The sequence below is a fragment of the Hyphomicrobiaceae bacterium genome (assembly GCA_041397645.1).
Taxonomy (GTDB): Bacteria; Pseudomonadota; Alphaproteobacteria; order Rhizobiales; family Hyphomicrobiaceae; genus Hyphomicrobium_B.
The window spans coordinates 1,149,990-1,163,436 of sequence record JAWKWE010000004.1; the positions used below are offsets into that span (position 1 = coordinate 1,149,990).

A 13,447-nucleotide genomic window follows, 5' to 3' on the forward strand; every position below is an offset into this window, starting at 1 on the left:
CTCAAAGAGAATGGCGGGCTGATGGATGCTGAGGCGGCAAGGCGGAGTATTCCGCTGCGCCAGTGCGCATCCGGTTCATGAGTTGGGACCTGCATCGAAATGCACCTTGTCCACCAACTCGGAGGCTTTCTTTCTAAGCTCCGCGATCTTCGCCAATGGCAAAGAATCAGGCTTCAACTCGCCCCATGACTGGACGAATTCGGAAGCTTTGACGTCGGGAACGGCTGGATACTCACCGTCTGCGTCGGCGTAGATCTTCTGCGCGTCGTCGGAGACGAGGTACTCCATCAGCTTCATTGCATTGTCTTTGTTTGGTGCGTTGGCCAGCAGCGACATCCCCGAGATATTGACGTGCGTTCCGCGATCGTTGGCGTTGGGGAACAGGATCTTTACGGCGTCAGCCCACTCTTTTTGGGCCGGGATCTTTTGCATGGCGACCATGTAGTATGTGTTGCCGATGGCGAGATCGCACAGGCCGGCTTTGACGTCCCGAACCTGCTCGCGGTCGCCGCCCGCTGGTTTGCGCGCGAGGTTGGCCTTGACGCCATTGAGCCAGGCTTCCGCTTTCTCCTCGCCCAGATGCGCGATCATCGCGGCAATGAGCGAGACGTTGTAGGTGTGTTGGCCCGAGCGGGAACAGATCTTGCCGCGCCATTTCGGATCGGCGAGCTCCTCATAGGTGATGGTGTCTTGCGCCACGCGATCCTTAGAGGCGTAAACAATACGCGCGCGACGGGTCAGGCCAATCCAATGGCCCTGTGGATCGCGCAGCGAAGCGGGGATCTGCTTTTCTATGACCGTGGAAGAGACCGGCGCGGTAACGCCGGCGTTGACAGCCTGAATGAGCAGGCCGAATTCGTTTGTAAGCAGAACGTCGGCGGGACTGTTCTGGCCCTCAGCGGTGATCCGCTCGACAAGGCCCGACCCGGCATAAATGACGTTGGTCTTGATGCCAGTCTTGGCCGTAAAGTCCTTGAGCAGCGGGTCGATGAGCTTGGGCTCGCGATAGGAGTAGATGTTAACGGCTCCGTCCGCGCGCGCGGTGTCATCAACCGCGAACGCTGCAAGTGAGAGGGTGATGGCAAGGCAGGAGAGGAAGCCGCGCGAAAAGGCGCGTGGGGCATGTGTCATCGTTCAGCTCCAATATTCGGGGTTCAAGGCCCCGGTATCGGGTTGACGCGGCTTATGCCGCGCCAGCGCACAAAAAGCGCTTGTACGCGAGTTAGCCTGTTCTGAACGGCTGGGTCAACGTTCAACGTGTCGCTCTGCGAACCTTAGAATCTTTATAAATTTCAAAAGCGTGGAGCGGCGGATCCGTAAGCGCGCTCGATGTGCTTCAAGATGGGAAGGTGATGAGGACGGCAGTCCCTTTTCCCGGTGCGCTATCAACGTCGACGGTAGCCGACATTGCTTCCGCCAATCGCCGCACCAGGGGAAGGCCAATTCCGTACCCGCCTCCAGCCCGGGGCACGCCAAAGCTGTCGCGCTCGAAGAACGCGGCTGTGATCTCGTCCTCGCTCATGCCCTGGCCGGTGTCGCGGACGACGAGAAACGGCGTTCCATTGTCGAGGTAGCCAGTCGCGACCCGCACGTCTCCGCCGGCAGGCGTGAATTTCAAGGCATTGCTGACGAGATTGAAAATGATCTGGCGGATTGTCGTCGCGTCGCCTGTGACGTAAAGCGCCCCTTCCTCACGATCGGAAAGAAGCGTGATGTTATTTGCGCGCGCCAAGGGCAGCATTGCCGACACCGTGATGTCCGCCAGACCTGCGAGATCGACCCGCTCGGATTTGCGTATCTCGTTGTGCGTGCCCGTCAGCATCGCGTTGATGACATCGAGCGCGTGACGCGCACTTTCATGAATGTCGGAAGCATATCCGAGATAGCGCGCATTCCCCATCGGGCCCAACTGTTCGTCGCGCATGATTTCTGCCGCGGCGACGATGGCGCTGAGTGGCGTTTTAAGTTCGTGGGCGATCTTTGAAAGCTGGCGTGGGTCGAGGGTGTGATGAGACCCACGCTGCGAACGGGGCGGCGCGGTATCGGCGCCATTTGGTATTGGCGGCGGAATCGGCATCTCCGGCTGGCCATATTGCGCGGGCTCAGCGGATTTGCTCTCAAGCGAGGCGGTGGGTGAAGCTGTTGGTGAAATCGTGCGCGCGCTGCCCCCTTCGCGAATTCGGCGGGCGATTTCGCGCAATGTCTCGCTGTCGTCCGTCAGGGTGCGTGGCCGTCCGGCTGGCGGCTCGTTCGTAACGGGTTCAATGGCAGCCGTGATAGAGGCAGAGATCGTTTCGCTTGATTCTGGCTGTCGCAGCCGCGCGGGAATCGGAGGGATGGGGCTTAGTGCTGTGTTCGTGCTCGTGGCGGCCTCGGGCGATGCGAGATCTTCAGAGGTGGCATTGATTAGCATTACGGGGCGGCCGTCGTTCATGCTCGTCCTTGTCACCTTTGCGGGCAGGCTTACCAGCCGCCCGGCGCACCACAAAATCAGTACCTCTTCACCATCCAGCGCTGGCTGCTGATCAGTATCCCGCTTTGTCCTGTCGGGATCCTCCTCACCCAACACGCTCAAGGCGCGAAGCCTGCGTACGGCGGGCATCGCGGCATCGAGTGCGATAGGAAAATTCACCGGCGCACCGTGCAAGCCTAACAGGCGTCGCGCGCTTTCGTTCGCACCTTCTATGCGTGACAGCGCGGGATCCACAACGAATGCAGCTTCGGAGGCGTCTTGCAGTGCCGCGCACCAAGGCTCGGCGGCGTTTTCTGCAACGCGGCTTGCGAACTCGGCTGCAGATGTCTCATTGCTCATGGTAAAAAATCTAGTTTAACCGGTATGTTGTCTACAAATATTAGCATCTGACTTCAACACTGGGCGCGGCTTTGATGAGGCTTGTTAATTTAGTCCCTGAGCGCCGTAACCATCGCTATAGTAGCTGGTGCATGGTCCAGCTTGGCAGCGCTCAAATGGCCGCCAGCGGTCCACAAACGCAGCAGGAGTAGAAGAAGGCCATGTATGACAAGCCGCAATTCGAGATCCCGGCCGCCGTCCGTGAACTAGCCGAGCGCAACGTCGCCCAGGTTCGCCAAGCTTACGATCAAGTGCTGACACTGATGCGCAAATCGCAGGAGGCGGTCGCCAAATCGCAAGGCGCGATGGCGCAAAGCGCAATGGAGATCCAGGCCAAATCGTTGGAATTTGCTCAAGCCAACATCGAATCTAATTTCCGCTTCGCCTCAGAACTGGCCCGCGCCCGCGACCTTAAGGAGTACCTTGAGACCCAGTCGCGTTATGCGCAAAGTCAGCTTGAGACCTACTCCAAGCAAGCGCAAGAAATCACCCGTTTGATGAGCGGGGCTGCCCACAAGAGCCAGCCTTGAGCTCTCTTGCAAAGCCTACCCTCAGTCGGCTGGCCTGGGGATTGGTTGCGACAAAATGTTAGCTCAATGCGGCCGGATTTATCTCCGTGATCGCGCCTGCGGACGCTTTGTCGAGCTGGACGCCCCGCGCGGCTCGTTTTTCACTTGACGACCGTGCCCCAAAGCGCCTTTTAAGGCGCTCGGCCGCGCTGCCAAACACGGGCGCCGCGCATGGTGATGTTGGCCTTCGGGCACACGCCTTGACGCCGACGTGCCGCCTTAGCTCAGATGGTTAGAGCGCTAGATTGTGGATCTAGAGGTCCCCCGTTCAATTCGGGGAGGCGGTACCATTTTAAAACTCCACGCTTTTTCCGATATTTTTTCTGCGTGAGTTTCGCTGGTTTGTGAGGCCGGGGTGAGATGCCTTAGCCGGGCCCCAGGATGACGCTGCCCAGGGTCCCAGAGCCCGTCGCACAAACAGTTCTTCATCTCGGATCTTGAGCGGTTCGTGATGACGCCGGTGATGTTGCAGCAGTTTCGTACCCACTATGCGACTGATATCTCAAAGGCGGCGCACAATTCATGTTTTCTCCTGAGCTGCTGCGCCGATATCGTGCGCACAAGTTCCGAGGTTTGGACGTCATCAAGAAGTGCATTTTGAAATAGCTGAGAGCTTGCGACCGCAGCTCCAAAACGGCATCGCCGTTTTAGAGAGCAGCGAAAGAACTGAAGTCATCGGGCAGTTGGCTGAAGAGGTGACTGATGCAGTCCAAAAGTTCGCCAGGGACTAATTCCCGTAGACGCATACGAAAGTTGCTTCTGATCGACGGTCTCCGCGCGCCTTGAACGATGACGCTCCAGATTTTCCAATTGGGCAATTATGTTTTTCGGACAAGGATCCTTCTCCCTGTCATGGACGAGATAAGAACGGTTGCTAAGCCCGTCCGCTCATGCCTATTGTCCGGGCCCATCAGAATTTTTTGTAAAGTGGAGGTTCTCAGATCATGCAGCTGCGAAAATTATTTGCGGCGGTGAGTTTCTGTGCGTTTGCTGTCGCCTTGAGTACAGGCGCATTTGCGCAGGCTGCCAAGAAGCCCAATATTCTCGTCATTTGGGGCGATGATATCGGTCAGTTCAACATCAGTGCCTATAACCGCGGCATGATGGGCTATAAGACGCCCAACATCGACAGCATTGCCAACGAGGGTGCGCTGTTCACCGATTGGTATGGCCAGCAAAGCTGCACCGCCGGTCGCGCTGCTTTCATCACGGGACAATCGCCCATCCGCACCGGCCTGACGAAAGTCGGTCTGCCCGGTGCGCCGGAAGGCATGAAGAAAGAAGATCCCACCATCGCAACTGCGCTCAAGGCGCTTGGTTATATGACCGGCCAGTTCGGCAAGAACCATCTTGGCGATCGGGACGACATGCTTCCCACGAACCACGGCTTCGATGAGTTCTTCGGCAACCTCTACCATCTCAATGCCGAGGAAGAGCCGGAAAATCCTGATTATCCGAAGGATCCCGAATTCAAGAAGAAGTTCGGACCGCGCGGCGTGATCCATAGCTTCGCTGACGGTCGTATCACCGATACGGGGCCGCTGACGCGCAAGCGCATGGAAACGATCGATGAGGAAGTCACCGTCAAGGCGCTTGATTTCATGGAGCGTGCGAAGAAGGCCGACAAGCCGTTCTTCGTCTGGTGGAACTCCACCCGCATGCACATCTTCACGCACTTGCGGCCCGAGTCCGACGGTAAGACCGGCCTTGGCATTTACGCCGACGGCATGGTCGAGCACGACGGTCACGTCGGTCAGGTGCTGGCTAAGGTCAAAGAGCTGGGTATCGAAGACAATACCATCGTGATGTACTCCACCGATAACGGTGCTGAGACGTTCACTTGGCCCGATGGCGGCACCACGATGTTCCGCGGTGAAAAGAACACCAACTGGGAAGGCGGCTATCGCGTTCCTACCCTCATCAAATGGCCGGGCGTGATAAAGCCGGGTACCGTCATCAACGACATCGGCGCGCACGAGGATATGTTCACCACCTTGCTCGCTGCTGCAGGCGACACCACCATCAAGGAAGATCTGTTGAAGGGCCGCAAGCTCGGCGACATGACCTACAAGGTGCATCTCGACGGCTATAATCTCCTGCCCGCATTCAAGGGCGAGGGTGAGTGGCCCCGTCACGAGTTCATCTATTGGACGGATGACGGCAACGTTGCGGCTTTGCGCTACAACAACTGGAAGCTGACCTTCCTTGAGCAGAAGGCGCATGGTCTGCGTGTGTGGGTGGATCCGTTTGTACCCCTTCGCGCACCCATTTTGGCCAACCTGCGTATGGATCCGTTCGAGCGCGCAGAGGTCGAGCACGCTATGGGCTACCAGCGTTGGTTCGTGGACCATATGTTTATGATGGCTCCTGCTGGTGCCTTCATGTCCAAGTGGCTTGAGAGCTTTAAAGAGTTCCCGCCGCGTCAAAAGCCTGGCAGCTTCAATCTCGACCGTGCGATGGAAGCCGTCATGACGCCGCAAAAGAATTAGGCTTCGAGCTGAGCGGTCGCCCCGCTCAGCGACTGCAATAAAAGAAAATGCAGCCGGCATAGCTGGCTGCATTTTTTGTTTGGTCATGTGACGTCCAAGGCCTCACGTTCCGAGCAACTTTCTCAGAACAAAACTATCGCGATGCGAAGCGCATAACATTCTTGCTTATTCGTCGCTTGCGCACATAAATGGTCTATCGAAAGTTCTTTAGCGTTCAAAGAAGACTCCCATGTCACCACGTGATTCCGTTCTCGAGATTCAAAAGCGCGTAAACAGCTCCATTGTCGGTCAAGAGAAGGTCGTCGAGAGGCTCATCATTGCGCTTCTTGCCAACGGCAACGTGCTGTTGGAGGGATTGCCCGGGTTGGCAAAAACGCGCGCCATCCGAAGCCTTTCCAAAGCGATTGAAAGCGATTTTAGTCGCATCCAATTCACGCCCGATCTGTTGCCATCCGACGTTACCGGCGGTGAGATCTACCGCGCAGAGGGGCAAGGCGAAGGCAAGTTCGAATTTCGCCAGGGTCCCATTTTCGGAAATCTCGTACTGGCCGACGAAATCAACCGTGCGCCTGCAAAAGTGCAGTCGGCCTTGCTTGAGGCGATGGAAGAGCGGCAGGTGACCGTATCGGGCACCACCTACAAGTTGCCCGATCTCTTCATGGTGCTCGCGACGCAAAACCCGATCGAGCAGGAGGGGACTTATCCACTCCCGGAAGCGCAGATGGACCGTTTTCTTATGCATGTGCGCATTACCCATCCCAGCGACGCCGACGAAGTGAAAGTGCTGCGACTTGTGCGAGGCGAAGAGGGTGGCTCCGAAGGAGGGCCTCCGCCCAAAATCCCTCAGTCCGAGATCTTCGCCGCCCGTGATGAAATCCACGCGGTGAAATTGGTTGAAGCGGTTGAGAACTATATGGTCGCCCTCATCGCCGCGAGCCGGCGGCCAGCCGAATTCGGAGACGAACTCAAGAACTGGATCAGCATCGGGGCAAGTCCGCGCGGGACGCTCGCGCTTGATCGGACTTCGCGTGCGTATGCGTGGTTGCATGGTCGGGACTATGTAACGCCTGAGGACGTCCAGGCGGTTGCGCACGACTGCTTGCGCCATCGTGTGTCTCTGTCTTACGAGGCCACCGCGGATGGTAAGAGCTCGGATGACGTCATTGACGAATTGATCCGTCAGGTGGCGGTCGCCATTTGAGGAGGCTGATATGGCGCAGGAGCCTCGCAACAGCGCTACTGACGTCCGGGATGCGGGTGTTTACGTCACGATGGATGCGCTTTTGCGTCTGAAACATCGGGCGAAGGGCTTTAGTTTTCTCCCTAAACAGCCTGTGCATTCCCTCCTAGCTGGCCGACATGCTTCGCGGTTGCGTGGGCGCGGGCTCGAATTTGAGGAACTGCGGCCGTACTATGAGGGCGACGATGTTCGCGCCATCGATTGGCCTTCCACTGCGCGAACCGGAGCGCCGCAGTTGCGAGTCTACACAGAGGAACGTGATCGCCGCGTAATCCTGCTCGTGGACCAGCGGCTCAGCATGTTCTTCGGCAGCAGGAGAGCTATGAAGTCCGTTGTGGCTGCAGAGGCGGCCGCGCTTTCGGCTTGGCGGGTTACGTCCCTTGGCGATCGCATCGGCGGCATCGTCTTTTCGGAAAGTGGCTTGGACGAGATTGTTCCGCGTTCGCGTCAAGCTGCTATCGGGCCGCTGTTTGATGCCATCGTGAGACACAACACGCAGCTTCGCGGCGATGATCCGCGCCCCACCGATCCCAGCTTGTTGAACGCAGCAATTGAGCGCGCATTGCGGCTGTTGCCGCATGACGGGCTGCTTGTGATGATTACCGATGCAGCGGGTGCGAATCCCGAAACGATGCGCTTGGTGACGAAAGTAACCGCTCACAACGATGCGCTGACCGTCTTCGTGTCCGATCCTTTGGAAGAGAGTTTGCCCGACATCGGCCGTATGGTCGTTGCTTATGCTCAAGAACAGCTTGAAGTCGACAGTTCTTCAAGCAGCTTGCGCAGTAAGTTTGCGGCGAACTTCAAAGAGAGACGCGCAGCGGTCGAGAGCTTTTCGCGCAAGCGGACCATCCCGGTACTTCCGCTCACGACGACGCGCGACACCACGGAACAATTCCGGGAGCTTCTTGGTCGCCGCATGGCAAGATCCCTCAAGCCTGGCCACAAAGCGGGTGTGGCGTGATGGATGATCGAGCCGATCTCTCGCAACTTGCCGACGTCGTGCAGACAGCGCCCGTACCGTGGTGGCCACCTGCTCCGGGCTGGTGGATCGTCGGGGCTGCATTCCTTATATCTCTGCTGATCCTTAGTCTCGCCGCCGTGCTCCGCTATCGGCGCAACGCTTACCGTCGTGCGGCCCTCGCGGAACTTTCAGCACTATCACCGGCTACCGATCCAGAGAGTGCCGCGAAGATCTCCGCAATTTTGAAACGTGTCGCGCTCGTTTCGTACCCTCGCACCGACGTAGCGCGTCTTTCAGGATCGGCATGGCTTTCCTTTCTCGACGGCGCAGGCGCGACGCATGATTTTACAGAAAGTCCGGCTGCTCAGCTGGTGACCGCTCCTTACAGCGGCCAGTTGCGAGATGGCGACAGAGTTCTGGCTGTTGCCCAGGATTGGGTTAGGAACCATCGTGTGGAGGCCGGGTAATGCTGTCTTTTGCATATCCCTGGCTGGCGCTTATCGCACCGCTTCCGCTGCTGGTCTTCTATTTGTTGCCAGCCTACGAACGTCGCAGCACGGCGGTTCGCGTGCCGTTCTTCCGCGATCTGGCGCGGCTTAGCGGAGCAGAAATTCGCCAGGGAGCGAGCATCGGACGGCGCGATCTGTGGCGCTTGCTCGTGCTTGCCGTGTGTTGGCTGCTGGCGGTGCTCGCGGTGATGCGTCCGCAGTGGGTTTTGCCGCCGATCCACCATGATAAGCCAGCTCGAGATCTTCTTCTGCTGGTGGATCTCTCCGGCTCGATGGATACCGCCGACTTCACCGACGCCTCTGGCAAGACGGTCAACCGGCTGACGGCTGTGAAGCAGGTGTTGGACGATTTCCTGTCGCGGCGAGAGGGCGACAGGGTTGGCATTATCGTGTTCGGGAACGCTGCCTACGTCCTGGTGCCATTCACGACCGACTTGAAGCTTGCGCGCCAGATGCTCGGCGAAATGCAAGTGGGCATGGCGGGCCCACGTACCGTCTTTGGTGACGCAATCGGTCTGGGCATCAATCATTTTGCGGCCTCAACCGCTCCCGCCAAAACCATGATTGCGCTGACCGACGGCAACGATACGGCGAGCAGTGTGCCGCCGGCTGAGGCTGCGCGCATCGCAAAGGACAACGGCATCGTCATTCATACTGTAGCGGTCGGCGATCCCAGTGCGGTCGGCGAAGAGAAGCTCGATGAAGCCGCGCTCAAGGATGTCGCCAGCGTTACTGGCGGGGGCTATTACCACGCGCTGGATCGCAAAGAGCTTGCCGGCATTTACACAAAGCTCGACGAGATCGAGACCCGAAAAGTCGAGACGGTTTCTTTCCAGCCACGCGTCGAGCTGTACTGGATACCGCTCGCGGCGCTCCTGCTACTTACTTTGTTCGTCCAGGCGCTCAGGCTGGTCCGCTGGCCACGCCATGCTCAAGTGCAGGAGGCGACATGATAGACGTGCTCGCAGCCTTCCACTTCCTGCGCCCCTGGTGGTTGCTGCTCGTTATTCCAGCTGTTGGGTTGTGGTGGTTGCAACGTCGCGCGGCCGACGGCCGTGCCGGTTGGCGCGCGGTAATGGACAGCTCTCTTCTTGAGGCTCTGACCGTATCGGGTGACGGCCGCAATCGGTTCGGGCCGGCCGATCTGCTTCTCGCTGGTTGGTTTCTGGCGATCGCAGCGGTCTCTGGCCCGACCTTGAGGCAGGTGCCATCGCCCTTCGCACAAGCTTCCCGCCCGGCCATGTTTGTTGTGAAGGTTACGCCCTCTATGCAGGGCCGAGATCTCGCGCCGACCCGTCTCGACCGCGCGCGTCAGAAGATCTCCGACCTTTTGACGCTTCGCGAAGGCGCGCCGACCGGTCTTATCGCTTACGCAGGTTCTGCTCACCTTGTGATGCCTCCGACGCCGGATGCATCGGTGGTGAGCACCATGGCCAATGCGCTTGCGCCCGACGTTATGCCCCGTCAGGGAGATGCTCTGGGCGATGCGGTGAAGCTGGCACAAGAAACGATGGCCGAAGCCAAACAAGGCGGATCAATCGTCGTATTTGCCGATGCGGCGCCCGTACTTTCGGCACGACCCGAAGGCGAAGCGCCGGTGACGCTTTTCGCCATGTTACCTGCCGAGCAAGCCATTGCTGATCCGGCATTGCGCGATGCCGCGCGCACGCTTGGCGCGGATCTGCTCGCGCCAACCATTGATACTAGCGATGTCGACGCGCTCGCGAAGAGGCTTGCCAATGCGGGGCCGCCGCCTGCTTCGCGCGGAGAGTCGCCGCGTTGGGAGGAATCGGGTTTGTGGCTCGTGCCGCTCATCGTGCTGCTGGTGCTCTACTGGTTCCGTCGCGGATGGGTGCTGGCATGACATCCATCACGCGCGCGTTTGCCATCCTTGCGGTCGTCTTTGTGTTAGCGATTGGTATTGGCACTTGGTTTGTGGGCTGGCAGCGGATGTGGGCAAGCCCGGATCAACGTGGCCGCTATCTGTTCGAACATGATCGCTACGCAGAGGCCGCCAAAGCCTTTGTCAATCCGATGTGGCGCGGTGTGGCTCAGATGCGCGCCGCCGATTTCAAAGGCGCGGAGCAATCTTTTGCCGGTATCGATACCGCGGAAGGGGCGTTCAATCACGGAAATGCACTGGTGATGATGGGCCAATACGAGGATGCAATTGGCCGCTATGACCGTGCCCTTGCATTAAAGCCCGATTGGCCACAGGCGAAAGCTAATCGGGAAATTGCCCGTGTGCGGGCTGAGCGCGTGAAGGCCCCCGGCGGAGACCAGGGCGATCAGCGTTTGGGTGCCGACGAGATCGTATTCGACAAGGACGCGAAGAAGCCTGGCGGCCAGGAAACGCAAACGACCGGTGGCATGGACGACAAAGCCGTGCGCGCACTTTGGCTGAAGCGCGTGCAGACAAAGCCAGCAGATTTTTTGCGCTCGCGCTTTGGCTATCAATTGGAAGCGCAAGAGAAGGGGAAAGAACCTAAACCGGAGGCGCAGCCATGAGATGGCTTCTGCCCCTCGCGCTGTTGCTGTTTTCAGCGCCGCCACTTTCCGCTCAGGAGAAGACGGCACCTGCGGCTGCAACGCCTGCTGCGCCGACTTCCCCTGCGCCTGCCTCAGTAGCGCCTCAAGATGTGGTGGTACGCGAAAGCCTGGAACCTGCCACAGGAGCCGTGGTCGGCCAGCATGTCGTTTTGAGGGTCGATATTCTGTTTCTCAACGATATGCCACGGCCGCCGCGGGTGACTTTGTCGGAGGTTGCTGGGCTGCAGGCGTTCCGCTTCGAAACCCAAGGCACGACGATGAGCGAGCGCATCGATGGCCAAAGCTACATCGGACAGCGTTTTGAGTTTGCGTTGTTTGCGCGCCGGGGCGGCAATTTCGAGATACCTCCTGCGACTATTACGCTGCTGAACCGCGACGGCGACGTTATCAAGACGATCGACGGCAAGGCTGTCAGCTTCGATGTCCGGGTGCCACCCGGCATCGATCCAAGCCAGCCTGTGGTCGCAACGCGCAACCTCACGCTCTCCCAGCAATGGGATCCCGATCCGAAACAATCGTACAAGGCGGGTGACGCTCTTGTGCGCACCATTTCACGCTCGGCCGAGGATGTCCCGGGTCTCGCCATGCGCGACCTCACATTTTCCGCGCCTGAAGGCGTGCGCGTCTATGTGGATCCGCCCGACATCAACGATCATGTCGATCGTGGTGATCTCAAGGGGCAGCGTGTCGATCGCGTAACCTACGTGTTCGAGCGGGGTGGGCACTTTGAGTTGCCAGCCGTCGTTCAGCCATGGTGGGAGCTTGGTTCGGGCAAGGTGAAGACCGCGCAGGCAGACGGGGTGTCGGTCGATGTGACGGCTGCTGCGACGGGCGGGGCGCCTGCGGGGGAAGCACATTCGCTTTCAAGCGATCTCGCAAGACTTGCGCGCGTTGCGGCGATAGCCGCTTTGCTCGTTCTTGCCGCAATCGGCGCTGCGCGGCTGTCGCGCAACTGGCGAGAAAGCCCCGCATACGCCGAACAGGAGGCCTTTAACGACCTACGCAACGCTTGCGCCGGTGGAGAGGCTCAAGCTGTCTACAGCGCGTTGGCGGCATGGCGGCGGCATTTGAGGCCCGAGCAAGCAGACCGCGCGCAAGAAGCAGCCGCTTCGCTCGATGCCGCGCTCTTTTCAGGGCCCACGAAGGCCTGGACGGCCGACCAATCAAACACCTTCATCGAGACGCTCGAAGGTATCCGGCGCACGCAGTCTCATCCTGTCGCGCCGTCGAAATTGCCGCCCCTCAATCCGCAAGTCAGCCCGCTCGCGTCGGTTTGATGCTTGGTTGCAAAATCGCGGTCCGGACGACCGAAATCCCTCAATAAACTTCCGGCACATACATTTCGACGGGCACGGGATCGCGCACGTAGTCGGGGGAGTGGACGCGGGCAGGCAGCGAAATTTCATCGCGCGCCACTGGCTTATAAGGGATCTGCCTCAAGAGGTGGCTGATACAGTTCAATCGGGCTTTCTTCTTGTCGACGGCGTTGACGACCCACCACGGCGCTTCCGGGATGTGGGTGCGCTCCAACATATCTTCCTTGGCCTTGGTGTATTGCTCCCAGCGGCGGCGTGATTCCAAATCCATCGGCGAGAGCTTCCATTGCTTCAGCGGATCGTGGATACGCATTTGAAAGCGGAAGTTCTGCTCGTCGTCGGTGATCGAGAACCAGTACTTTATGAGCTTGATGCCGGATCGTACGAGCATCCGCTCGAAGTCTGGAACGGCGCGGAAGAATTCTTCGACGTCGTCTTCGGTGCAAAAGCCCATGACGCGCTCGACACCGGCGCGATTGTACCAGCTGCGATCGAACAAAACGATTTCGCCGGCTGCGGGAAGATGCGCCGCATAGCGTTGGAAGTACCATTGCGATCTTTCGCGCTCGCTCGGAGCGGGAAGGGCTGCAACGCGACAAACGCGCGGATTAAGCCGCTGCGTGATGCGCTTGATGGCGCCGCCTTTGCCGGCAGCATCGCGGCCCTCGAAGATGACGACGACCTTGAGCTTCTGGCTGACGACCCAATCTTGGAGCTGCACGAGTTCCCTTTGAAGTCTGAACAGCTCCTTGAAGTAGCTAGTGCGCTCCAGCCCTGTGATCTCGGGATGCTCAATCGCGTCTTCGAGTGCGCGACCGGCGGTGTCGTCCTCCAATTCCAGCTCAAGTTCTTCATCGAAGCTGTCTTGAATCTCTGCACGGATGCGGTCTGAAAGCTTCTCGGGATCGTGATCTGTCATAGGGTTCGCTTTCCTAGCTTCATGTGTGAGCAGGCGGCCG

Annotated in this window: 12 protein-coding genes and 1 tRNA gene; 10 read left to right on the forward strand and 3 right to left on the reverse strand. The window is 58.9% G+C overall.

Features of this window, described 5'->3' with window-relative positions:
• Nucleotides 1–75: 75 nt before the first annotated feature.
• Both R3D51_05325 and R3D51_05330 read right to left on the reverse strand, forming a co-directional pair.
• Nucleotides 76–1,131, reverse strand: coding sequence for a Fe(3+) ABC transporter substrate-binding protein (locus R3D51_05325; GenBank protein MEZ5898901.1), 1,056 nt, complete (start codon nt 1,129–1,131; stop codon nt 76–78).
• Between the two features lie 205 nt (nt 1,132–1,336).
• Nucleotides 1,337–2,812: a HAMP domain-containing sensor histidine kinase gene (locus R3D51_05330; protein ID MEZ5898902.1), complete on the reverse strand. Its 1,476-nt coding sequence runs from the start codon at nt 2,810–2,812 to the stop codon at nt 1,337–1,339.
• Nucleotides 2,813–3,012: 200 nt separating this feature from the next.
• On the opposite strand from R3D51_05330, the gene R3D51_05335 reads away from it, so the two are divergent.
• From R3D51_05335 to R3D51_05380, 10 genes are all read left to right on the forward strand, one after another.
• The gene (locus R3D51_05335; GenBank protein ID MEZ5898903.1) at nt 3,013–3,381 is read left to right on the forward strand and encodes a phasin family protein; all 369 of its coding nucleotides are present in this window, start codon (nt 3,013–3,015) and stop codon (nt 3,379–3,381) included.
• A 252-nt stretch (nt 3,382–3,633) separates the two neighbouring features.
• Nucleotides 3,634–3,710: transfer RNA gene (locus R3D51_05340), tRNA-His, on the forward strand.
• Nucleotides 3,711–4,364: 654 nt separating this feature from the next.
• The gene (locus R3D51_05345; protein MEZ5898904.1) at nt 4,365–5,909 is read left to right on the forward strand and encodes an arylsulfatase; all 1,545 of its coding nucleotides are present in this window, start codon (nt 4,365–4,367) and stop codon (nt 5,907–5,909) included.
• Between the two features lie 229 nt (nt 5,910–6,138).
• Nucleotides 6,139–7,110: a MoxR family ATPase gene (locus R3D51_05350; protein MEZ5898905.1), complete on the forward strand. Its 972-nt coding sequence runs from the start codon at nt 6,139–6,141 to the stop codon at nt 7,108–7,110.
• A gap of 10 nt (nt 7,111–7,120) precedes the next feature.
• Nucleotides 7,121–8,113 carry a DUF58 domain-containing protein gene (locus R3D51_05355; protein ID MEZ5898906.1) on the forward strand — a complete coding sequence of 331 codons (993 nt, stop codon included), beginning with the start codon at nt 7,121–7,123 and terminating at the stop codon, nt 8,111–8,113.
• Nucleotides 8,113–8,580, forward strand: coding sequence for a DUF4381 domain-containing protein (locus tag R3D51_05360; GenBank protein MEZ5898907.1), 468 nt, complete (start codon nt 8,113–8,115; stop codon nt 8,578–8,580). The genes R3D51_05355 and R3D51_05360 overlap by 1 nt, the downstream gene beginning before the upstream one ends.
• Nucleotides 8,580–9,575: a VWA domain-containing protein gene (locus R3D51_05365; GenBank protein MEZ5898908.1), complete on the forward strand. Its 996-nt coding sequence runs from the start codon at nt 8,580–8,582 to the stop codon at nt 9,573–9,575. Before R3D51_05360 ends, R3D51_05365 begins: the two co-directional genes overlap by 1 nt.
• Nucleotides 9,572–10,486 carry a VWA domain-containing protein gene (locus R3D51_05370; protein MEZ5898909.1) on the forward strand — a complete coding sequence of 305 codons (915 nt, stop codon included), beginning with the start codon at nt 9,572–9,574 and terminating at the stop codon, nt 10,484–10,486. The genes R3D51_05365 and R3D51_05370 overlap by 4 nt, the downstream gene beginning before the upstream one ends.
• Complete coding sequence (locus R3D51_05375) at nt 10,483–11,130, forward strand: hypothetical protein (protein ID MEZ5898910.1); 648 nt, start codon at nt 10,483–10,485, stop codon at nt 11,128–11,130. Before R3D51_05370 ends, R3D51_05375 begins: the two co-directional genes overlap by 4 nt.
• A complete protein-coding gene (locus R3D51_05380) occupies nt 11,127–12,449 on the forward strand; it encodes a BatD family protein (protein MEZ5898911.1) in 1,323 nt (440 codons plus the stop codon). The genes R3D51_05375 and R3D51_05380 overlap by 4 nt, the downstream gene beginning before the upstream one ends.
• Before the next feature lie 40 nt (nt 12,450–12,489).
• On the opposite strand, the gene ppk2 is transcribed toward R3D51_05380, so the two are convergent.
• Nucleotides 12,490–13,407: a polyphosphate kinase 2 gene (ppk2, locus tag R3D51_05385; GenBank protein ID MEZ5898912.1), complete on the reverse strand. Its 918-nt coding sequence runs from the start codon at nt 13,405–13,407 to the stop codon at nt 12,490–12,492.
• Nucleotides 13,408–13,447 lie beyond the last annotated feature (40 nt).